The 21,024-nt window shown below is 42.0% G+C and carries 20 protein-coding genes and 1 tRNA gene; 3 read left to right on the plus strand and 18 right to left on the minus strand.

Annotated features, from left to right (window positions below; translation table 11 throughout):
• Positions 1-236: 236 nt before the first annotated feature.
• The 10 genes from JQM81_RS07625 to murB form a co-directional block, all read right to left on the minus strand.
• On the minus strand, positions 237-698 hold the full coding sequence (locus tag JQM81_RS07625; RefSeq protein WP_235232924.1) for a DUF1700 domain-containing protein: 462 nt from the start codon (positions 696-698) through the stop codon (positions 237-239).
• 143 nt (positions 699-841) lie between these two features.
• The gene (locus JQM81_RS07630; protein ID WP_235232925.1) at positions 842-2,953 is read right to left on the minus strand and encodes a glutamine synthetase III; all 2,112 of its coding nucleotides are present in this window, start codon (positions 2,951-2,953) and stop codon (positions 842-844) included.
• A gap of 188 nt (positions 2,954-3,141) precedes the next feature.
• Positions 3,142-4,008, minus strand: coding sequence for a class II fructose-1,6-bisphosphate aldolase (fba, locus tag JQM81_RS07635; RefSeq protein WP_235232926.1), 867 nt, complete (start codon positions 4,006-4,008; stop codon positions 3,142-3,144).
• A 129-nt stretch (positions 4,009-4,137) separates the two neighbouring features.
• The gene (locus tag JQM81_RS07640) at positions 4,138-5,079 is read right to left on the minus strand and encodes an aldo/keto reductase (RefSeq protein ID WP_235232927.1); all 942 of its coding nucleotides are present in this window, start codon (positions 5,077-5,079) and stop codon (positions 4,138-4,140) included.
• A 105-nt stretch (positions 5,080-5,184) separates the two neighbouring features.
• Positions 5,185-5,256 (minus strand) — tRNA-Glu (locus tag JQM81_RS07645).
• Positions 5,257-5,338: 82 nt separating this feature from the next.
• Entirely contained in the window at positions 5,339-6,268 is a 930-nt protein-coding gene (locus JQM81_RS07650; protein ID WP_235232928.1) for a diacylglycerol/lipid kinase family protein, read from the minus strand.
• 82 nt (positions 6,269-6,350) lie between these two features.
• Complete coding sequence (locus tag JQM81_RS07655; protein ID WP_235232929.1) at positions 6,351-6,608, minus strand: HPr family phosphocarrier protein; 258 nt, start codon at positions 6,606-6,608, stop codon at positions 6,351-6,353.
• Between the two features lie 14 nt (positions 6,609-6,622).
• Positions 6,623-7,504 (minus strand): DNA-binding protein WhiA, encoded by an 882-nt coding sequence (gene whiA / locus JQM81_RS07660; RefSeq protein ID WP_235232930.1) that lies wholly within the window; start codon positions 7,502-7,504, stop codon positions 6,623-6,625.
• Between the two features lie 9 nt (positions 7,505-7,513).
• The gene (rapZ, locus tag JQM81_RS07665) at positions 7,514-8,395 is read right to left on the minus strand and encodes an RNase adapter RapZ (protein ID WP_235232931.1); all 882 of its coding nucleotides are present in this window, start codon (positions 8,393-8,395) and stop codon (positions 7,514-7,516) included.
• A gap of 1 nt (position 8,396) precedes the next feature.
• Complete coding sequence (gene murB / locus JQM81_RS07670; protein WP_235232932.1) at positions 8,397-9,308, minus strand: UDP-N-acetylmuramate dehydrogenase; 912 nt, start codon at positions 9,306-9,308, stop codon at positions 8,397-8,399.
• A 143-nt stretch (positions 9,309-9,451) separates the two neighbouring features.
• On the opposite strand from murB, the gene JQM81_RS07675 reads away from it, so the two are divergent.
• Positions 9,452-10,738: an HlyC/CorC family transporter gene (locus JQM81_RS07675; protein WP_235232933.1), complete on the plus strand. Its 1,287-nt coding sequence runs from the start codon at positions 9,452-9,454 to the stop codon at positions 10,736-10,738.
• 84 nt (positions 10,739-10,822) lie between these two features.
• Here JQM81_RS07675 and JQM81_RS07680 read toward each other — a convergent pair whose 3' ends face one another.
• Complete coding sequence (locus tag JQM81_RS07680) at positions 10,823-12,022, minus strand: substrate-binding domain-containing protein (RefSeq protein WP_235232934.1); 1,200 nt, start codon at positions 12,020-12,022, stop codon at positions 10,823-10,825.
• Between the two features lie 297 nt (positions 12,023-12,319).
• Between JQM81_RS07680 and JQM81_RS07685 the strand changes: the two genes are divergently transcribed.
• Together JQM81_RS07685 and JQM81_RS07690 are read left to right on the plus strand one after the other, a co-directional pair.
• Complete coding sequence (locus JQM81_RS07685) at positions 12,320-12,490, plus strand: DUF362 domain-containing protein (RefSeq protein ID WP_235232935.1); 171 nt, start codon at positions 12,320-12,322, stop codon at positions 12,488-12,490.
• 161 nt (positions 12,491-12,651) lie between these two features.
• Complete coding sequence (locus JQM81_RS07690) at positions 12,652-13,011, plus strand: hypothetical protein (protein ID WP_235232936.1); 360 nt, start codon at positions 12,652-12,654, stop codon at positions 13,009-13,011.
• On the opposite strand, the gene dnaB is transcribed toward JQM81_RS07690, so the two are convergent.
• The 7 genes from dnaB to JQM81_RS07725 form a co-directional block, all read right to left on the minus strand.
• A complete protein-coding gene (gene dnaB, locus JQM81_RS07695) occupies positions 12,994-14,334 on the minus strand; it encodes a replicative DNA helicase (RefSeq protein ID WP_235232937.1) in 1,341 nt (446 codons plus the stop codon). The genes JQM81_RS07690 and dnaB overlap by 18 nt on opposite strands.
• 12 nt (positions 14,335-14,346) lie before the next feature.
• Entirely contained in the window at positions 14,347-14,796 is a 450-nt protein-coding gene (gene rplI / locus JQM81_RS07700; RefSeq protein WP_235232938.1) for a 50S ribosomal protein L9, read from the minus strand.
• A 1-nt stretch (position 14,797) separates the two neighbouring features.
• Complete coding sequence (locus JQM81_RS07705; protein WP_235232939.1) at positions 14,798-16,861, minus strand: DHH family phosphoesterase; 2,064 nt, start codon at positions 16,859-16,861, stop codon at positions 14,798-14,800.
• Between the two features lie 146 nt (positions 16,862-17,007).
• A complete protein-coding gene (galE, locus tag JQM81_RS07710; protein ID WP_235232940.1) occupies positions 17,008-18,027 on the minus strand; it encodes a UDP-glucose 4-epimerase GalE in 1,020 nt (339 codons plus the stop codon).
• 12 nt (positions 18,028-18,039) lie between these two features.
• Entirely contained in the window at positions 18,040-19,158 is a 1,119-nt protein-coding gene (locus JQM81_RS07715) for a phosphotransferase enzyme family protein (protein ID WP_235232941.1), read from the minus strand.
• On the minus strand, positions 19,158-20,084 hold the full coding sequence (locus tag JQM81_RS07720) for a nucleotidyltransferase family protein (protein ID WP_235232942.1): 927 nt from the start codon (positions 20,082-20,084) through the stop codon (positions 19,158-19,160). The genes JQM81_RS07715 and JQM81_RS07720 overlap by 1 nt, the downstream gene beginning before the upstream one ends.
• 50 nt (positions 20,085-20,134) lie before the next feature.
• Complete coding sequence (locus JQM81_RS07725) at positions 20,135-21,019, minus strand: carbohydrate ABC transporter permease (protein WP_235232943.1); 885 nt, start codon at positions 21,017-21,019, stop codon at positions 20,135-20,137.
• Between the last annotated feature and the right edge of the window lie 5 nt (positions 21,020-21,024).

A 21,024-nucleotide genomic window follows, 5' to 3' on the forward strand; every position in this document is an offset into this window, starting at 1 on the left:
AATCTTTTTGGTTACGAGGTTATTATGTCCACGCTCTCAGATTTTATGTATCTTTTTCACAAAAATGCTCTTGCAAATATATTAAGTTTTTTTTAATTTTTAACTTGCTTTTTGAACCACCCTATATTATACTTAACAATGTAGAAAGAATACTTTCTACAACCCCTTATTAATTATTTATACTCCCCTCAAAAGACCGATGGCTCCCCCATCGGTCTTTTATTTATCCTATATATCTATTGTCGCCTATTCCCCAGCACTCTTATCACGAACATAATGATCAACAACGGAATCAAAATCGGAGCAAGAAGGCTTATAAGACCGCCGATCACGGCAACGACTACCATAATGATTCCTACAATTCCCAATATCAGAAGCAATTTTTTCCACCAGGTATCAAAGCCAAATACATGTACATGGCCGCCAGCCTTCTGTTGTTCCTGTTCATATCTTTGATTATATGGTTCATATCCATATTCATCCTGTGTATTACCCTGTATCTCAACAGATTCAATAATTGTCTTGGCAATCGCCCACGGGTCTCCCAACTCCGCGATCACGTCTTCTTCCCTTCGTCCTTTTCTTACTTCATCACTGATATAACTATCGTAATATCTGACATTATCCTGCACAATCGGACCGCTCAGATCATTTGCCAACGCATGTCTTAATTTTTCCAAAAATTCACTTTTTGTCATGAAAGCCTCCTGCATCTATTCTTACATATATCTGTGCCTTACGGTATATTTTCAATAATAAAACCTTGCACTTAGAATATCACATACCTGTTTCTATTCCAAGTCCAAGGTTCTAAAATTTTTCTTATGACTTTATTAAAATCCTATACTTCAAACATAAGATCGCCGTAAGATGGCATTGGCCATGCTTCTTTATCTACGATCATCTCCAGTTTATCAACTGGTGCACGAAGCGCTTCCATAGCAGGAACAACATCGAAATGATAGTATCTTGCCTGCTCTTCGCCTTCTTCCATTGCAGCTGCTTTATCAGTGATTACAATAAGCTCTTCTAATGCTTTCTTTGTCTCTGTAAGTAATGCAGAGATTTCTCCCAGCAATTCAGCCTGAACAGATGCATCTGCGCCAGCTTCCTTCACTACAACAACTGTATCTGCCAGAGATTTTGTATACTTAATAACTGCAGGAACAATCTGCTTACTTGCCATATCGATCATCGTACGCGCTTCAATATTGATTGCCTTTGAGTAGTTCTCAAACTTGATTTCTGCACGAGATTCCAATTCAGCTTTCGTAAATACCTTGAACTTCTCGAACATGGATACAGATTTTTCTGCTGTCAGAGCAGGAATAGCTTCTACCATAGACTTAATATTCGGAAGTCCGCGTCTCTCGGCTTCTGCAACCCACTCATCAGAGTAACCATTGCCATTGAAGACAATACGCTGATGCTCAGTTGCATATTGTTTGATCAGATCATGAACTGCTGTCTGGAAGTCATCTGCATTCTCCAGCACATCACATGCCTCTGCAAATGCTTCTGCAACAATTGTATTCAGTACAACGTTTGGTCCTGCGATAGAATCACGGGAACCTACCATACGGAATTCGAATTTATTTCCAGTAAACGCAAATGGTGACGTTCTGTTACGGTCTGTAGCGTCTTTGGCAAGATCTGGCAGTGTGCTTACTCCTGTCTCCAGTTTGCCGCCTTTCAGACTGTGTGTAGCTGCGCCTGTACTGATCAGCTGTTCCAATACATCCTCTAACTGCTCTCCAAGGAAGATTGAAATAATTGCCGGAGGTGCCTCATTTGCTCCAAGTCTGTGATCATTTCCCGGATCGGCTGCTGACTCACGGAGCAGATCTGCATGTTCATCAACTGCTTTCAGGATACAGGTAAGTACAAGTAAGAACTGGATATTTTCGTGAGGAGTTTTTCCTGGATCCAACAGGTTCTTACCGTCATCCGTTGTAAGAGACCAGTTATTATGCTTACCAGAACCATTGACACCTGCGAATGGTTTCTCATGAAGCAGACACTTCATACCGTGCTGGCATGCAACTCTCTTAAGAGTCTGCATTACCAAATGGTTATGGTCAACCGCTACATTAGCTTCTGCATAGATTGGAGCTAACTCATGCTGTGCAGGAGCAACTTCATTATGCTGTGTTTTAGCAGATACACCGACTTTCCACAGTTCTTCATTGACATCTTTCATGAAACCTGCAATTCTCTGACGAATGGTTCCAAAATAGTGATCATCCAATTCCTGACCTTTTGGTGGCATTGCACCGAATAATGTACGTCCTGTGTAGATCAAATCCTTTCTTTGAAGGAATTTCTCAGCATCTACAAGGAAATATTCCTGCTCAGGTCCAACGGAAGGTGTCACCTTCTTGGAGGTTGTATTTCCAAAGAGACGAAGCAGTCTGATAGACTGTTCACTGATTGCCTGCATAGAACGAAGCAGTGGTGTCTTCTGATCCAGCGCTTCTCCTTTATATGAACAGAATGCAGTAGGAATGCAAAGCGTAGCTCCGGCTGCGTCATGTCTTACAAATGCTGGTGATGTACAATCCCATGCTGTATATCCTCTTGCTTCGAATGTTGCACGAAGACCTCCTGATGGGAATGAAGATGCATCTGGTTCTCCTTTGATCAATTCTTTTCCAGAGAAACTCATCAATACCTTTCCACTCGGAAGAGGTGCAGAGATAAATGAATCATGCTTCTCAGCAGTTACTCCTGTAAGAGGCTGGAACCAGTGGGTATAATGAGTAGCACCCTTTTCAATTGCCCATTCCTTCATCTCATGCGCAATGACATCTGCTGTTGCAAGGTCTAACTCTTTACCTTCCTCAATTGTTTTCTTCAGATCTTTGTAAACTTTTTTTGGCAAACGTTCCTGCATGACAGTGTCATTGAATACGTCTTCGCCAAAAATATCAGCTACATTAATTGCTTCACTCATATCTTTGCGTTTCCTTTCTTAATCTTTAATTTTAAGCTAATGCTGCGGGGTTTTATGTACCAGAGAAACTCTCTTGCATAAAAGTCAGAAAAAAAGGCACTCCAGATAACTCTGGAACGCCTTTGTTCTTTCTATGCCTGTTAGTATAACTCAATCGGTCGAAAAAGGCAAGTGAAAATTTTATCAAATTATTCAGCCTTACCAACGGAGCCAAATAATTCCATCTTCTCTTTTACGGTCTGCATGATTGCGTCTACACCTGGTTTTAATAACTTACGAGGGTCATATCCCTTTCCTTCCAGATCTTTTCCTGCTTCGATATATTTACGTGTAGCATCTGCGAAAGATAACTGGCATTCTGTATTAACATTGATCTTAGCAACTCCAAGGTCGATAGCTTTCTTAATCATATCTTCTGGAATTCCTGTACCACCGTGAAGTACTAATGGCATATCTCCTGTAAGCTTCTGGATTGCATCCAGAGTTTCAAAGCTTAATCCAGCCCAGTTCTCTGGATATTTTCCATGGATGTTACCGATTCCTGCTGCGAGCATGTCTACACCAAGATCAGCGATCATCTTACATTCATTAGGATCAGCACATTCGCCCTGACCGATCACTCCATCTTCTTCTCCACCAATCGCACCTACTTCAGCTTCCAGAGACAGACCCTTTTCTTTACATACTGCGATTAACTCTTTTGTCTTTGCAACGTTCTCTTCGATTGGGTATTTAGAACCATCAAACATGATAGAAGAGAATCCTGCTTCGATACATTTATAACATCCGTCATAAGTACCATGGTCAAGGTGTAATGCAACTGGAACTGTGATTCCAAGTTCTTCGATCATTGCAGATACCATAGCTGATACAGTCTTGAAGCCTGTCATATATTTTCCTGCACCTTCAGATACACCTAAGATAACTGGTGACTTGCATTCTTCTGCTGTAAGAAGGATTGCTTTTGTCCACTCAAGATTGTTAATGTTGAATTGTCCCACTGCATAGTGGCCTGCTACTGCTTTGTCAAGCATCTCTTTTGCTGATACTAACATATATTATTCCTCCAATTCCTTGGCCATGTAACATTACATCTGCATGGCAATTATATTCGCTTGTTTCATTATATCTCATAAAAGGAAAAAAAACAAGGAGAAAGGTAATGCACTCTCAGATTATGGCAATTACAGAATTCTCTTTCCTGCTTTTGCATACAGCGTATACCATTCTTCTCTTGTAAGTATAATATCTGCTCCCTGACATGCATCTGCTATCCTTTTCTCGTTCGTTGTTCCCAGAATCACCTGCATATGTGCCGGATGTCTCAGAATCCACGCCACAGCAATCGCTGTATTCTTCACATTATATTTTTCAGCAAGCTGATCTATATAAGCATTTAATTCTCCATAAGTCTCCCGGTCTGTGAGGAATGGTCCTTCAAACAGACCTTTCTGGAACGGCGACCACGCCTGAATCGTCATTGCTTTCAGCCGGGAATATTCCAGGATGCCGCCTTCATAATCGACAGCCTGTGGAATCCGGTTATTCACACTTAGTCCGGTATCTATCATCGGGCAGTGAGCAATACTCAGCTGGAGCTGATTAAACACCAGTGGAGCATCCACCGCACGTTCAAGGAGTTCCACCTGTCCCGGATTCATATTCGAGACTCCAAAGTATCGAACCTTGCCTGCCTTATGTAGAGTTTCAAAAGCATCCGCAACTTCTTCTGGTTCCATCAAAGTATCCGGGCGATGGAGAAGCAGAACATCCAGATATCCCGTCTGTAATCTTGCCAATATTCCATCCACAGCCTCCAGAATGTGTTCCTTTGAAAAGTCGTAATAATCCTGTTCGCTCTTACAGATGCCACATTTACTCTGAATATATACTTTATCACGTAGTCCCGGATTCTCCTTAAGCACTTGTCCAAACAATTGCTCACATTCACCGCGCATTCCAGCAGTGCCATACACATCGGCATGATCAAAACTGTTGATTCCGTTCTCCAGACAAAGATTCACTATTCGCTCAACTTCCATACTGCTCATTCCTTTAAAGCGCATGCAGCCTTGTATGACTGCTGATTGTCGCATATTCGTGTGAGGAATCTCATAATATTTCATCGTCATCTCTCCTTCCAATTACCATTCTGGTTATGTTTTCTATATGATGATACAAAAAAATCCGCTGAGTGCCTGTATTTCAAGGCATTCAGCGAATTGGTTAAGTGACTCCGAGGGGAATCGAACCCCTGATTCCAGCGTGAGAGGCTAGCGTCTTGACCGCTTGACCACGGAGCCATATTTCGAACATCTTTCTGTTTCGTACTTGCCTATTATAGCAAACAATTGCCAAATAGGCAAGCACTTTTTTCAAAATATGTTATTTTTCTTCCGGATCTTCCATCAATTCTTCGACATGGGTCTCCGGCACCATTATCATAAGCTGTTTATTCAGATTGTCTATCACAACTTCATCATGCTCACCGCCGAATTCTCCGTCTAGTGTCCATGGGATTTCCTCAATAGACTCAAACGTAATATGACCCGTTTTAAATGTATACATATGTTTGGTATCTATCTGTTCAATCAGAAGCGCAGCTATAATCTCCTGCAATTCAATCGGATTCTTCGGGCGTTTGATCAGGGTCACTTCAAACAGGCCGTCATCAAACGCTACCTGTCTGCCAATCATATTACGGAACCCTCCTACCGAACGGGAATTTGTCACCATACCCAGGATAAACTCATCTTCAATAACCTCATCATCATGTATCACTTTGATCCGATAGGAAGGCACATTGAACAACTGTTTCGTTCCTTCCAGAACATAAGCCAGATGCCCCAGGATATTTTTCATCTCCTGCTTGGTCTCGTAGGAAACACTGGTAAAAATTCCAAATGCCGCAACATATACAAACGTATCATCATTAAACCGACCCACATCACAAGGAAATACAACACCGTTTACCGCATTGTCTGCCGCCTTCAAAAGTCCCTTCGGGATATGCAGACTATTTGCGAAGTCATTGGTTGTCCCTGTCGGAATATATCCAATTGGAGTTCTCTCTTTCCTTTTCATCATTCCGGTCACAACTTCGTCAATCGTTCCGTCACCGCCGCTACACACAACCAGATCATAATCTTTCGCATTGTACTTCAGTACTTTTTTATAAGCATCCCGGTATGACTGGGTTGGATATGCAGTTACTTCATAACCCGCTTTTACAAATATGTCAATGATATCCGACAACTGTGGTTTTAAAAGTTCCTTTCCTGCATGAGGATTATAAATAAATAATAACCGTTTCATACATATCTCCTCCTTTTATCATAAGATAAACAAAAGGACATGTTGATTCCATGCCCTCTGCCTTTTGCTGATTATGTATTATTTAGTTGTTCGCAACCAAAAAGTTTTCTACACCTGCCGCGGCTTCTGCTTCGTCTTTTCCCTCTGCTACCACCGTAATATTCTCACCCTTCTGCAGTCTTAAGCTCATCATTCCCATGATACTCTTGGCATTGATCTTTTTATTATCAATTTCAATGTATACCTGACTTGCATATTGACTTGCTTCCTGAACCAAGTGTGCAATCGGACGATCTTCCATATCCATATTGTTTTGAATAGTAACAGGTTTCTTGATCATAAAAAAGCTCCTCCCTATTGTTCCCTTAACTTTTCTGCTATTTCACTTAATTTCCTGAGCCGGTGATTTACCCCGGATTTCCCTAACGGTGTTTCCAGGAGTTCCCCCAGTTCCTTCAAAGTTGCATCCCGATATGCAAGACGTGTAAGGGCAACGTCTTTCAACCCTTCGGGCAACTTTTCAAAACCAACGGTATCTTGTATATATTTGATATCCTCTATCTGCCTGACAGCGGCAGATACGGTTTTGTTAATATTAGCTGTCTCGCAGTTCACTTTACGATTTACAGAGTTACGCATCTCCTTCATGATCCTGACATTCTCAAGTTCCATCAACGCAACATGCGCTTCCATAACATTCAGAATATCAACAATCTGCGAGCCTTCTTTTAAATACACAACGTAGGTCTTCTTTCTGCTGACGATCTTCGCCTCCATATCGAAATTATTTATCATATTCTTCAGATGTTCTGCCTGATCCTGTGTATTGCAGACAATTTCGAAATGATAGGATTTACTCGGATCGCTCATCGAACCTGAAGCGATAAACGCACCACGGATATATGCCCTCTTGCAGCATACCGCCTGCACGATCGTATTCTTCACAGCCAACAATTCTTCACCTTTGGCGTAAATATAATAATTGCAGCTTCCTTTGCTCATATTCCTACGAATTGCGATATCAGTTCTTATATTAAATGTTTTTTCCAATAATGTAAAGCATTTTCTTGCAACTCCAAGATTTTCCGTATGAAGTTTCATGACACATACGCCTTTCTTGTCTTGTGAAAATGCTCCTGTCATATGCACAATTGCCGATAATTCCGCGAGATTACAGTGTCTGGCCTTCGCATAATGCTGCATCAGCTCTTCTCTTATCTTTCCTGAAAATGACATCTCTTACTCCTATCTTGCCTTGGTAATTGCATCCTTTCCTATGTCCCGATGTTCAATACGAACTCCATAATTCTCATTCTTACTCAACACCCGAAACAGTTCATTGGCAAGTGTAACCGAGCGATGCTTTCCTCCGGTACATCCAATTCCGATTACCAACTGCGTTTTCCCTTCCAAAATATAATTCGGGATCAGGAATTCCACCATATCTGACAACTTCTCCAGAAATACATTTGCCTTCTCATTCTGCATTACATAATCTCTTACTTCTTTGTCATTTCCGCTCTTAGGACGTAATTCTTCTATATAATATGGGTTCGGCAAGAAACGCACATCAAACACCAGATCTGCATCTGCCGGAATTCCATATTTGAAGCCAAAAGAAAGCACCGAGATATAAAGATTCTTATATTCTTTATTTTGCACAAATATCTTATTTAATTCTGCCTTTAACTCTCTCGTCAGCATATGGCTTGTATCTATCAGATAATCCGCTCTCTTACGTAAGAATTGAATGCGCTGTCTCTCCATACGGATCCCCTGATCAACGCGCCCTTCATTTCCCGCCAACGGATGGAACCGCCTGGTCTCTTTGTATCGTTTGATCAGGACATCGTCACTGGATTCCAAGAACAGAATCTCATACTGCATTCCAGTACTATCCAATTCTTCCAGTACTTTTTCCAGTTCTTCAAAGCTCTGTCCACTTCGGATATCCACACCCAGAGCCGCCTTATTGATCTCTGTTCCAGGCACCCGTAACAGATCTGCCATCTTCGGGATCAAAGGTACCGGCAGATTATCTACGCAAAAATATCCTACATCTTCCAACATTTTAAGAGCTGTACTTTTTCCCGCTCCTGACATTCCTGTTACAATTACACATCTCATCTTAGAATTCTCCTAGTCTCTTCACTTCCGGCTCTAATTTTACTCCAAATTCTTCTTCCACTCTGGCAGATACCTGTCGCATTAATTCTGCTACATCAGCTGCTGTTGCATTCTCTCTGTTAATCACAAATCCACAATGCTTCTCCGACACTTGTGCACCGCCCACAGAGAAACCTCTAAGGCCTGCATCCTGTATCAGCTTTCCTGCAAAATATCCTTCCGGACGCTTAAATGTACTTCCGGCACTTGGATATTCTAACGGCTGCTTGCTGACTCTCTTGTCCTTCAGCTCTTCCATCAAGGACTTAATTGCTTCTTTTTCGCCTTCCCGAAGCTGTATTCTTGCCTCCAGCACAATATAGCCCTTTCTGGCAATAATACTGGTACGATACCCCAATTCCAGATTCTCCTTTGGAATAATAAGCACTTCTCCTTCTTCCGTCAAAACAGTGACTTCCTCCAGGACATCCTTCATCTCGCCACCATATGCTCCCGCATTCATTACACAGGCGCCTCCCAAAGTTCCGGGAATTCCTGCTGCAAATTCGAATCCTGTAAGTCCATTTTCCAAGGCCTTATTCGCAATTGCAGACAACAAAGCTCCCGCCTGAGCCACAACAACATTTTCCTCAATCTCAATGTAGCTCATCTCCTTATAAATCTGAAGAACAACACCTCGATATCCCTGGTCAGATACCAGGAGATTACTGCCATTCCCAATAATATAATAAGGAAATGATTCTCTCCGACACAAATCGATTACTTTTTTCACTTCTTCGGCTGTCCTTGGCATCACAAAAAATTCAGCCGGTCCTCCTACACGGAATGTCGTATGATTCTTCATAGGTTCTTCTGTTTTAACCTGTTCTTCACTCATTATTTTCAACAATTCATTATATAAAATCTGATTCATATTCTTCTCCATACACACTACTTGATTTCTCCGTACATCATACACTAAATAACCCATAAATTCAACGTACACTTGCAAAATCCTTATAAATGCGTTATATTATTGCCATATTAATTTTAATCAAAAAGGAGTGAACTTTTCAATTGGACTCGAGTGACGTCACACAACTCATTATTCTAATTATTTTATTGATATTATCTGCTTTCTTTTCATCGGCAGAAACAGCCTTGACAACGGTGAATAAGATCCGGATCCGCAGTCTGGCTGATGAAGGAAATAAACGTGCAAAATCGGTCTTAAAAGTTACCGATGATTCCGGCAAGATGCTCAGTGCCATATTAATCGGCAACAACATCGTCAATCTGTCGGCTGCATCCTTGACCACCAGTCTTGCTTACAGCTTTGGCGGTTCCATGGTAGCAATTGCCAGCGGAATATTAACCGTATTGATTCTTTTATTCGGCGAGATAACCCCGAAGACCATGGCAACCATTCATTCTGAGAAAATGTCATTGCTCTATGCACCGGTCATCCATTTCTTTATGAAGATCATGACGCCTTTGATTTTCGTGATCAACGGATTGTCTACCGGCGTTTTATTACTGCTCCGTGTAGATCCGAAGGCAAAGAACACTGCCATGACAGAAAATGAACTGCGGACCATCGTAGATGTAAGCCATGAAGACGGAGTAATTGAATCCGATGAAAGGGAGATGATCAATAACGTATTCGACCTGGGTGATGCCAGGGCAAAAGACGTTATGGTTCCCCGTGTCCATGTGACATTTGCTGATATCAACAGTACTTATACGGAACTGATTGAAATCTTCCGTGAAGATAAATTTACACGTCTTCCTATTTTTGAAGACACCACAGATAATGTTGTTGGTACTATTAATATGAAGGACTTGTTGTTATATGACAACACAAAGGAATTCAACATCCGTGATATACTTAGAGAAGCATATTTTACTTACGAATATAAAAGCATCTCAGAACTTCTTGTAGAGATGCGCCAGGCTTCATTCAACATTGCAATTGTATTGGATGAATATGGCGAAACAGCCGGACTTATTACCCTGGAAGACATATTAGAAGAGATTGTCGGTGAGATTCATGATGAATACGATGAAAACGAAGAGGATTTTATTCAGGAAATCAGCGACCGCGAATATATCGTAGAAGGTTCTATCAATCTGGATGACCTGAATGATCGTCTGGATCTTAACTTAAGTTCTGAAGAATATGATTCTCTTGGAGGATTCATCATTGAATATCTGGACCGCCTTCCCGAGAAGGGAGACAGCATTACAACAGAAGAAGGAATTCGTATGGTTGTAGAGACACTGGATAAAAATCGAATCGAGAGCGTCCACTTGTATCTGCCGGAACCGGCATCCAATGACGATAGCCACAAAGGAAACGATTAAATAATAATTCACAGAATCGAAAGATCTGCAAAAAGAAGACAGGCAATGGTTTTCCACTGCCTGTCATTTTATTTCTTATATATCTTAATATAACATCTTCTGGATATTTTCATCTTCTAAGTTATCTGCGGTTACCCATGTATATCCAGTATTAACAAAGGCTTCATTTCCCATATCCAGTGCTGCTCTTGCCGCAGCTACTACAGTAGCATATCCCATTCCAAATGGATTCTGGACAATCAATCCTTCAATCCTTCCATCAGACAAGGCTTTCTTCTCTTCTTCGTCTGCATCAAACCCAACGACCATGACATCATCTGCTTCTGCTCGTTCAAGTCCGGCAATTGCCTTTTTCACTGTCGGCGCATTCGATGCAAAACAGCCCTTGATGTCTGGATGCTTTGCCAGAACATAATCTATCACATCTTCTTCTGTGATATCCGCAGGCGCAATCTGTACATCTGACTCCGCTTCCGCACTCTCTTCGTCTATCTGATATGTTCCCGCATTGATTTCATCTGCAACTATTTTCTGCATGTCTTCTAACTGATCCAGATGATACGATTCTACAATTGTAATATTAGGATGATTATTCTGAATCTCTTCTCTAAATGCATTTTCACGATCCAACGAAGTCTTGGATTTGGAATCATTTACAAACAGGATAATTTCTCCTGAATCACCAATCAATTTCGCAAGTTTCGTTGCTGCTTCACGAGCTGCCGCCGCATTATCCGTAGATACGGTTGCCATCAGTCCCTGATAAGCACTTCCAGAATCATATGCCACAACCGGAATATCATTCTCAGCAGCCAGATCAAACTGCACCTCACATGCATTTGCATCTGTAATGGAGATTCCCACCGCGATCGGATATCTTGCAAGCTCTTCATCAAGGATATTCACCTGTTCATCCACATTATCTTCCGTCTCCGGAGCGCTGTAAGTAACCTTCACTTTATCCTTGCCTTCATAACCCAGATAGTCATTGATATCAGCCGCTGCCTGGTCAACACCTCTTTTTACTTCGTTCCAGTACTGCCCTTCCTCAGCTTTCCCGATAATTGAAATATAGGAACCTGCTTCCAGATGAAGTCCCTCCACATTATCATATGCAGATGGCTCTATCTGATCCAGCTTCCCCTGGTATTCCTTCTCTTCCACCTGCTGCTTATTATCAGAAGATTCTGGTTCCTTATTCTCACTACTCTCGGGAGCAGCACATGCACATGCCAGCATCGCCACACATAGCATAACCGCTAAGACACTACTACTTTTTTTCATGACCTATTCCCTCCTGTTAATCATTATTCAAAACTCACTCAAAAAGCATCTGTTCAGTCTAACAAAAACCACTATACACCAAAAACGTGAAAAATTGTTGAAAATTTTCTTAATTTTTTACAAAAAATTGACAAGGGACAGGGTAATTTGAATTGGGGACAGGGAAAATCGAATCTGGGACGGAGGAAAACGAAAAAACCCCCGTCCCCTCTTGTATATTTTCCCCTTTTGTATTATGATATGGGTAGACTAAATTTGGATTTATGTCTATTTATATCAAAAAAGGAGGTACATATTATGGCACACGTAATTAGTGATGAATGTGTAAGCTGTGGATCTTGCGAAGCTCAGTGTCCAGTTGGAGCTATCGCTCAGGGAGCAGATCATTATGAAATCGATGCTGACGCTTGTGTTGATTGTGGCGCATGTGCAGCTCAATGTCCAGTTGGAGCTATTTCTGAAGGCTAATCACCGGATTCATATGAGAACAAGAATTCAAAAAGGCATTGCATGTTTTGATATATGCAATGTCTTTTTTTCATAGATGACAGCTTTTTACTTGTTTCGCAGATAATCCATGCTATGATATAGTCGCCCAGAAGGAGAATATGATAAGGGGGTATAAGCTTATGGGTAGTAACGCGTTAGAACAATTAAAAAGGGAGACGAAAGATGATGCCAAACTCTACGGCTGTATAAAAGAACTATATGAGCAGGGTGTTCCATTTTCTGAACTGAAAGCACTGATTCCAGACATCCGCCGCACAAGAGAGCAATTACAGATCAAGAGGATGCTTGAGAATAACAATGAAGTTCTTCTGTCTATGATCAGTAAGGAAATGTCTTTTCTTCTGGATGCCAAGGAACGCCAGGAAGAAGAAGAATTCAAAAAACTGGACCAGCTGATCCGCCAGCAACAATCCTTTCGGAAATCTGCGGCGGAAGCTGGTCCCGTAAAAAAACTCAGGAAATTATTCCTTCCTGCTTAAGTTCGCGAACTTCGTGTATTCGCCGAGCCAAGCCAGATTAACGGTCCCTATCGGGCCGTTTCTTTGTTTTGCGATAATAATCTCAGCCTGTTTCTTAAATTCGGAGTCTTTATTATAGTACTCATCACGATAAATGAACATTACCACGTCGGCATCCTGTTCGATCGCACCAGACTCACGTAAATCCGAAAGCATCGGTCGCTTATCCGGACGGCTCTCTACTGCACGGCTAAGCTGCGACAATGCAATTACCGGAACATTCAGCTCTCTCGCCAGTCCTTTTAATGAACGTGAGATCTCCGAGATCTCCTGTTGTCTGGATTCAGAACTCTTTCCTACACTTCCGGTCATCAACTGCAAATAGTCGATAATGACTACATCCAGCCCTTGTTCTAATTTGTATTTTCTACACTTAGAACGCAATTCAGATATAGAGATTCCAGGGGTATCATCAATGATCAGATGGGACTGTCCGATAATCCCGGCTCCTTCAATTAATTTCTCCCAATCAGAATCTTTCATATTACCGCTTCGGATTGCCTGCGCATCCACTTGCGATTCCAGCGAGAACAGTCGGTTCACCAACTGTTCTTTTGACATCTCCAAACTGAAGATTGCCACACTCTTATCTTTCTTAAATGCAATATACTGTGCAATATTCAAGACAAATGCAGTCTTACCCATAGATGGACGAGCCGCAACCAGAATCAGATCGGAAGGCTGCAATCCTGACAGCTTATAATCCAGGTCGATAAACCCTGTCGGAATTCCAGTTACTGTTCCTTTTGTCTTCGAAGCTTTCTCAATTCGTTCCAGCGCATTCAGTACAACTTGCTTAATTGGCACAAAATCACTGGTATTTCGCTTTTGTAATAATTCAAACACGGATTTCTCCGTTTTTTCCAGCACTTCCTCCAGAGATTCCTTCCCCGCATAACAGATATTCGCAATCTCTTCATTTAGCTTGATCAGCTTTCTCATCACAGACTTATCAGCCACAATCTGTGCATAGTATTTTACATTCGCAGAAGTAGGGACCGCTGTCACCAGATCTCTTACGAACTCCAGACTTGCAATCTCGGCCGGGACATCCTTTTCCTTCAACCTTTCCTGGAGCGTAATCAGATCTACGGGCTTTCCTTCATTAAACAATTCCACCATCGCATCAAAGATCACTCCGTATGCACTTTGGTAGAAATCATTTCCACTGATAATCTCTGACGCAGTCGTAATGGCATCCCGATCCATCAGCATCGCACCTACGACCGATTGTTCCGCTTCAACACTGTGGGGCATCACTCTTTTAATGAGAGCCTCTTCCATGCCTGCTTCCTCCTAAGCCTCTTCCGTTACGATTACCTTCAGATCCACAGTAACCTTCGGATGCAGTTTCACCGGCACTGTATGGGTACCCAGAGTCTTAATTGCATCTTTTAACTGCACTTTCTTCTTATCAACATCCAGTCCCATCTGAGCCTTCACCTCTGTTGCAATCTCTTTCGACGCAATAGAACCAAATGCCTTGCCGCCTTCGCCAGTCTTGATAGACACTTCAATCTGACCAGATTCAATCTTCTTACCCAATTCTACAGCAGCTTCATACTGTTCCTGAGCAATCTTATCTTCATTTGCTTTCTTTAACTTCAGATCATTCAGATTCTTGCTGTTCGCCTCTACACCTTTCTTTTTCTTCAAGATAAAGTTTCTTGCGTATCCATCGCTCACCTCAACGATCTCACCTTTTTTTCCAAGAGATTTTACGTCTTCTGTCAATATTACTTTCATTCTAGATATCTCCTCCTTCTATCATCTCATCAATCACCTGTTTCAGACAAGCAACCGCTTCATCCATATCTGTGTGATTGAACTGTGCGCCTGACGCATTCATATGACCGCCTCCGCCGAGACGTTCCATGATTATCTGCACATTGACCTCATCAATGGAACGTGCACTGATATAAATTCTTCCATTGTATTCTGTCAGCACAAACGAAGCCTTAATCTCATTAATATCCAACAGTTCATTGGCCGCCTGTGCCCCAATGATCGTCGGACTCTCAATATGAAGATTCTCCCCTCTTGCGATTGCGAATTTTTCACGGTAAACCTTCGCACTGCTGATAATCTCAGCTTTCGCACGATAAGATTCCATATCATCCCGGAACATCTTACGAACCAATGTGATATCCGCACCACATCTTCTCAAGAATGCTGCCGCTTCAAACGTCCGGACACCTGTACGATTCACAAAATTATTGGTATCAATCATAATTCCAGCATAAAGGCTGCTAGCCTCAAGTTTTGGAATCTTAATATCATCCACAATATACTGCAATACTTCTGATACCATCTCACAGGCAGAAGAAGCATAAGGCTCAATATATGACAACAATGCATTATCAATATTATCGCTGCTCTGTCTGTGATGGTCAAGTACCACAATGGTCTTTGTCTTTTTCAGCAGTTCCTCACACTCTGTCATCTGAGGACGGTTCGTATCCACAACTACGACCATGGAATTCTCATCTGCCATATCAATCGCCTGTGAAGACTTCAAGAATAAATCATCCGGATAATTCGGATCTTTCTCATAGCTTTCATACAATGGACGTAATGATGCAGACACTTCGTTAATGACGATATACGCCTTCTTCTCCAAGGCTGCTGCCGCACGACAGATTCCCATAGCTGCCCCAAATGCATCCACATCCGTCAGCTTATGTCCCATTACAAAGATCTTATCCTTAACCGTCATAAATTCACGAAGCGCCTCTGCCTTCACTCTGGCTTTCACCCGTGTATTCTTGGATGTCTGCTCCCGCTTTCCTCCATAATAAGTAATACCATGGCAATCCTTGATGACCGCCTGATCACCGCCACGTGCAAGTGCCAGATCAATCGCTACACGCGCATAGTTGTAACTCTGTGAATAGGAATCCTTGCTAAGCCCCAGACCAATACTCAGCGTAGCCGGTATTCCATTTCCGATATTGACAGATTTGACATCTTCCAACAGCGAAAACTTATCTGCCTCAAGCTGCTTAAAATATTGCTTCTGAATCACGATAAAATACTTATCATTCTCCATCTTGCGAACGATTCCATTAACCTTCGCAATATACTGATTAATCTTCCTGTCTACCAATGCAATCAACAGAGACTGTCTGACTTCCTCCACGCTGTTAATGACCTCATCATAATTATCAATGTAGATCAGCCCGGCAATCAAACGCTGCTCTTCATTCGCCTTGATTGATGCATTAAGTTCCGTAACATCCTGCAGATATACTGCAATAAAATATTCTTTCTCCTCTGGCATCTGCAGCAATTGTTCGGTATCGCTGAATCCCTCCACAGACACCTTACGAAGTTCTGCTTTATACTCACGATCTCCGTAATAGACATCCATCTCCACTTTGTCGTTGACCTTTTTCGGGAAAATACTCTTATTCAGCTCCGGCATATAGCGGCTGATATACGCTTCACCTTTCAGCTTCTCTCCCAGCACTTTCTCAAACTGATCATTCATCCAGATTGCCTTTCCATCATCCAAAAGAATGGCATACGGCACAGCAAGCTCCTTCAAAAGTGTGTTCTGCACGATTCCATATTGAGCAGCAAATTCAACCAGATCCTTCATGATAATCGATTTGCTGTAAATATACAGGATTCCTACCATGATAATATAGATCAGGACAAAGGCGCACATCAATAACCCGACACGTCGATCGATCACTGCGACCCAGATATTCATGATCACCAAAAGAATCGCCATGATTGCAGGCCATTGAATATATAATTTCAACTGCCCCTTTAACTGAATTTTTTCTTTTTCTTTCTTTTCCAACATAACCATTCCCTCAATAATTACCAAGAACTCAACGTATGGAGACATTATACCACTTTCTTTTATAAAAAGGAAGACATTAGTTAGGGACAGGCTCTTTCCAGAACCTGTCCCCTATACACTTTTATCTTCTGTTTTCCTCAGTCTCCCTAACTGTTGTAACCATTTGGATTCTGTGACTGCCATCTCCAGGTGTCCTCGCACATCTCTTCCAGTCCGCGTTCTGCCTTCCATCCCAGAACTTTTGCCGCTTTATCTGGTGCCGCATAACACATGGCAATATCGCCTTCTCTTCTTGGTTTGATCTCATACGGTATCTCTTTTCCACAGGCCTTACCAAATGCCTTCACCATATCCAATACAGAGTATCCCGTTCCGGTTCCCAGGTTGATAATATCAAGCCCTGGATTCGTAAAGATATACTTGATTGCTTTGACATGGCCGATTGCAAGATCTACCACATGAATATAATCACGCACTCCGGTTCCGTCCGGTGTATCGTAATCATCTCCAAATACTCCTAATTTTTCCAGTTTTCCAACTGCGACCTGTGAGATATATGGCATCAGGTTATTCGGTATTCCCTTCGGATCTTCTCCGATTCGTCCACTCTTGTGTGCACCTACCGGGTTAAAATAGCGTAACAGGATGACATTCCACTCAGGATGTGCTTTCTGAAGATCCGTCATGATCTGTTCCATCATAGACTTTGTCCATCCATAAGGATTGGTACACTGTCCCTTTGGACATTCTTCTGTAATCGGAATCTGCTCTGGACTTCCATAGACCGTCGCAGATGAACTAAACACAATATTTTTAACACCGACTTTATCCATTACCTCCATCAAGGTCAAAGTTCCCGTAATATTATTATTGTAGTATTCCAACGGCTTTCTGACGGATTCCCCAACCGCTTTCAATGCCGCACAATGGATGACCGCATCCACCTTTTCTGTTTCGAACATCTCTTCCAGAGCTTTTGCATCCAGCACATCACCTTCATAAAAGCGGATTTCTTTTCCAGTCAGTTCTTCCACTCTTCTCAAAGATTCTCTGGAAGAATTGCAGAGATTATCGTAAACCACGACCTCATAGCCTTCGTTCAGAAGTTCCAGTGCCGTATGACTTCCAATATATCCCGCTCCGCCTGTAATCAATATCTTTGCCATCGCTTTTGCCTCCTAGCAGTTACTATATTTTTTTACAATTTCCTGCATGGTATCCCATTTCTGTTCCATATCTTCGACCAGCTTGAACTGTGTCCTGCATCGGTCAAGATTCTGTCCCTCGCGGTGAATCTTAAAATAATTATCCCCCTGAAGATAATCCGTAAGAAAACGCATTCCACACTCAAAGGTCATAGACTTTGCGCCCATCGGCATCAGTTCAATCTCTCTGGCAGTCAGTTTTCCCGCACAGCCTTCGATAAATCCCTTCGCATACAGATCAAACAACTCCATGCTGCAGGATACTTTATCCAGATCCCGCTCATCTTCTGCTGCGGTACTTGCTCCAAAACGGATAGAGTCCCCAAAATCATTCATTGCCAGCCCCGGCATAACTGTATCCAGGTCAATGACACAGATTCCTCTTCCCGTCTTATTGTCAATCATAATGTTATTCAATTTTGTATCGTTATGCGTAACTCGAAGCGGAAGCTCTCCTTTTTCCAGAAGATCTGTGAAATAATCCGCAATATTCTCCCGATCCAATACGAACTGAATCTCTTTTTGAACCTGCGATGCTCTTCCCATTACATCCTCTTCTACCGCTTTTTTGAACACTGCAAACCTGGCCTTGGTATTATGAAAACCTTTGATCGTCTCATGAAGTGTCTCAGCCGGATAGTCTGCCAAAAGTCTTTGAAAATTACCAAATGCTACAGCACTCTGATAAAAATGCTCTGGTTTTTCTACCTGGTCATAACTGGTAGCATCTGTAATAAATTTATAAGAGCGCCAGTAATCCCCTTGCGAATCCAGATAATATGGTTTTCCATCTACCGCCGGAATCACATTCAGTGTCTCACGCTCAGGATCCCCTCCATTTTCAATAATCTTCTTACGAAGATACGATGTGACTCCCATGATGTTTTCCATCAGTTCTACTGGATTCGAAAATACATCTTTATTCATTCTCTGAAGAATGACATTGATGCATCCCATCTCCGCTATCTCAAATTTCAGCAGAAATGTATCATTGATATGTCCACTTCCATAGGGGCCTTCTTCTATCAAAATTCCCTCAAATTGGAAATTCGCGATTGCTTCATCTTTTTGCTTTTGTGTCAACAAAGCCATTATGCTTCCTCCCACAGATGCTCTGGATAGAGACCATCTTCTTTCATCTTCTTAATTGCAGCAACAACGACCGGTTTATCCTCTTTATACGTAACGCCATACCATTTGTCTGCTGACTTCAGCACTGCTACCGTTGCCTGATCTGCTTCCAGCAGATTACTTACGACTGTCGGCAGAAAATATTCACATTTCATCGGATTAGTCTTCAGGCCTTCCTCCAGAAATGCCGGGAATCCATCTTTGATTTCTTTCAATATACTCTTAGTAAATCCCCACATATTCATAGATACTGTCGTATCCGCCGGCACTTCGGTCCATGTCTTCCCATCGTCTTCTGTATATGCAATGCCGCCTTCGCGCTTTTCGATTCTTGTTCTTTCGTGAATAGCGACCAGTTCTCCGTTCTCATTCATATCACAGACGCCGCGTGCAACATGCCCATTGTCAGTCACAGTATTGCCAAGCTGATATCCTACCATCGTATAACGATATTTGTCATCATCCTGATGAGTAGCCAGATAATCATAAATCAATCGGAATGCTTCCTGCCCATAATAATCGTCTGCATTGATTACTGCAAATGGTCCGTCAATCTGATCAATACAGCTAAGTACAGCGTGTGCAGTTCCCCACGGCTTCACACGTCCTTCTGGCACTTCATACCCTTCCGGGATATTCTGAAGTTCCTGGAATGCATAAGAAACTTCCATGTATTTTGACATACGATCCCCCACCGCTTCTCTAAAGTCTGCTTCATTTTCCCTCTTAATAATGAAGATTACTTTCTCAAATCCTGCCTGTTTTGCATCGTACATGGAAAAGTCCATGATAATATGTCCTTCTTCATCTACTGGGTCAATTTGCTTTAATCCGCCATAGCGGCTTCCCATTCCTGCCGCCATAATGACTAATACTGGTTTGTTCATCGTTATCCCTCCAAGTTCTATCATTTATTTGTGCTTCAACAATCAAACGCCTAACCTTTAATACCTCCGGTAACACCACCGATGATCTTTTCTGACAAGAAGATATATAAGATAAATGTCGGAAGGAATACTATGATAACTGCCGCAAACATACCTGCCCAGTTTCCTGTGTACTGCATAGATTGCAGCATTCCGTACAGACCTACGGCTACTGGACGCAGCGCATCGTTATTTGCGAAGATCAATGACAAGAAGTATTCATTCCAGATATTAATAAAGTTGAAAATTGTCACGGTCACGATTCCAGACTGAGCCATCGGGAACATAATCTTCCAGAAGGTCTTTGCCGGAGGACATCCATCTATTGCCGCTGCCTCTTCATATGTACGTGACAGATTGGCAAAGAATGTCAACAGGAAAATCGTAGTATATGGGATATTAATTCCGATATACAGGAAGATCAGTGTTACCTTGCTAGCTGCAACATTATTCAAAATTCCCAGGTTGGCTACTACACTAAACAGTGGCAATACGATCATGGTAATCGGGATTCCCATTGCAGATACAAAACTCGTCTGAATGATTTTATTTCCCAAGAACGTAAATCTTGCCAGTACATATGCTGCCGGCGCACAGATTAAAATCAAGAGCGCACAGGATACCAGGGAATATAACAACGAGTTCATAAAGAATGTTGCAACACCACCAGAGCCCCACGCCTGCACATAGTTTTCAAAATGCAGTCCTGTTGGGAACTTCAAAGCATTACCTGCAAATATATCAGATGTTGTAGACAAGCTTGCTGCCAGAATCCACCCCAAAAGCATAAACGTAAAGATGATCCACAAGATGATGATAATATATCCAGGAGCCAGCTTCAATTCTTTTTTCCAATTTATTTTATCTCTTACTTTTCTTTCTTTTGCTTTCGCCATAATTG

It is taken from the genome of Faecalicatena contorta, from assembly GCF_021531895.1.
Lineage (GTDB): Bacteria > Bacillota > Clostridia > Lachnospirales > Lachnospiraceae > JAFBIX01.

Excerpts from the sequence above, each read along its gene's own strand:
- JQM81_RS07625 (WP_235232924.1), bottom strand. The coding sequence starts at position 698 with ATGACAAAAAGTGAATTTTTGGAAAAATTAAGACATGCGTTGGCAAAT.
- JQM81_RS07630 (WP_235232925.1), bottom strand. The coding sequence starts at position 2,953 with ATGAGTGAAGCAATTAATGTAGCTGATATTTTTGGCGAAGACGTATTC.
- fba (WP_235232926.1), bottom strand. The coding sequence starts at position 4,008 with ATGTTAGTATCAGCAAAAGAGATGCTTGACAAAGCAGTAGCAGGCCAC.
- JQM81_RS07640 (WP_235232927.1), bottom strand. The coding sequence starts at position 5,079 with ATGAAATATTATGAGATTCCTCACACGAATATGCGACAATCAGCAGTC.
- JQM81_RS07650 (WP_235232928.1), bottom strand. The coding sequence starts at position 6,268 with ATGAAACGGTTATTATTTATTTATAATCCTCATGCAGGAAAGGAACTT.
- JQM81_RS07655 (WP_235232929.1), bottom strand. The coding sequence starts at position 6,608 with ATGATCAAGAAACCTGTTACTATTCAAAACAATATGGATATGGAAGAT.
- whiA (WP_235232930.1), bottom strand. The coding sequence starts at position 7,504 with ATGTCATTTTCAGGAAAGATAAGAGAAGAGCTGATGCAGCATTATGCG.
- rapZ (WP_235232931.1), bottom strand. The coding sequence starts at position 8,395 with ATGAGATGTGTAATTGTAACAGGAATGTCAGGAGCGGGAAAAAGTACA.
- murB (WP_235232932.1), bottom strand. The coding sequence starts at position 9,308 with ATGAATCAGATTTTATATAATGAATTGTTGAAAATAATGAGTGAAGAA.
- JQM81_RS07680 (WP_235232934.1), bottom strand. The coding sequence starts at position 12,022 with ATGAAAAAAAGTAGTAGTGTCTTAGCGGTTATGCTATGTGTGGCGATG.
- JQM81_RS07685 (WP_235232935.1), top strand. The coding sequence starts at position 12,320 with ATGGCACACGTAATTAGTGATGAATGTGTAAGCTGTGGATCTTGCGAA.
- JQM81_RS07690 (WP_235232936.1), top strand. The coding sequence starts at position 12,652 with ATGGGTAGTAACGCGTTAGAACAATTAAAAAGGGAGACGAAAGATGAT.
- dnaB (WP_235232937.1), bottom strand. The coding sequence starts at position 14,334 with ATGGAAGAGGCTCTCATTAAAAGAGTGATGCCCCACAGTGTTGAAGCG.
- rplI (WP_235232938.1), bottom strand. The coding sequence starts at position 14,796 with ATGAAAGTAATATTGACAGAAGACGTAAAATCTCTTGGAAAAAAAGGT.
- JQM81_RS07705 (WP_235232939.1), bottom strand. The coding sequence starts at position 16,861 with ATGTTGGAAAAGAAAGAAAAAGAAAAAATTCAGTTAAAGGGGCAGTTG.
- galE (WP_235232940.1), bottom strand. The coding sequence starts at position 18,027 with ATGGCAAAGATATTGATTACAGGCGGAGCGGGATATATTGGAAGTCAT.
- JQM81_RS07715 (WP_235232941.1), bottom strand. The coding sequence starts at position 19,158 with ATGGCTTTGTTGACACAAAAGCAAAAAGATGAAGCAATCGCGAATTTC.
- JQM81_RS07720 (WP_235232942.1), bottom strand. The coding sequence starts at position 20,084 with ATGAACAAACCAGTATTAGTCATTATGGCGGCAGGAATGGGAAGCCGC.
- JQM81_RS07725 (WP_235232943.1), bottom strand. The coding sequence starts at position 21,019 with ATGGCGAAAGCAAAAGAAAGAAAAGTAAGAGATAAAATAAATTGGAAA.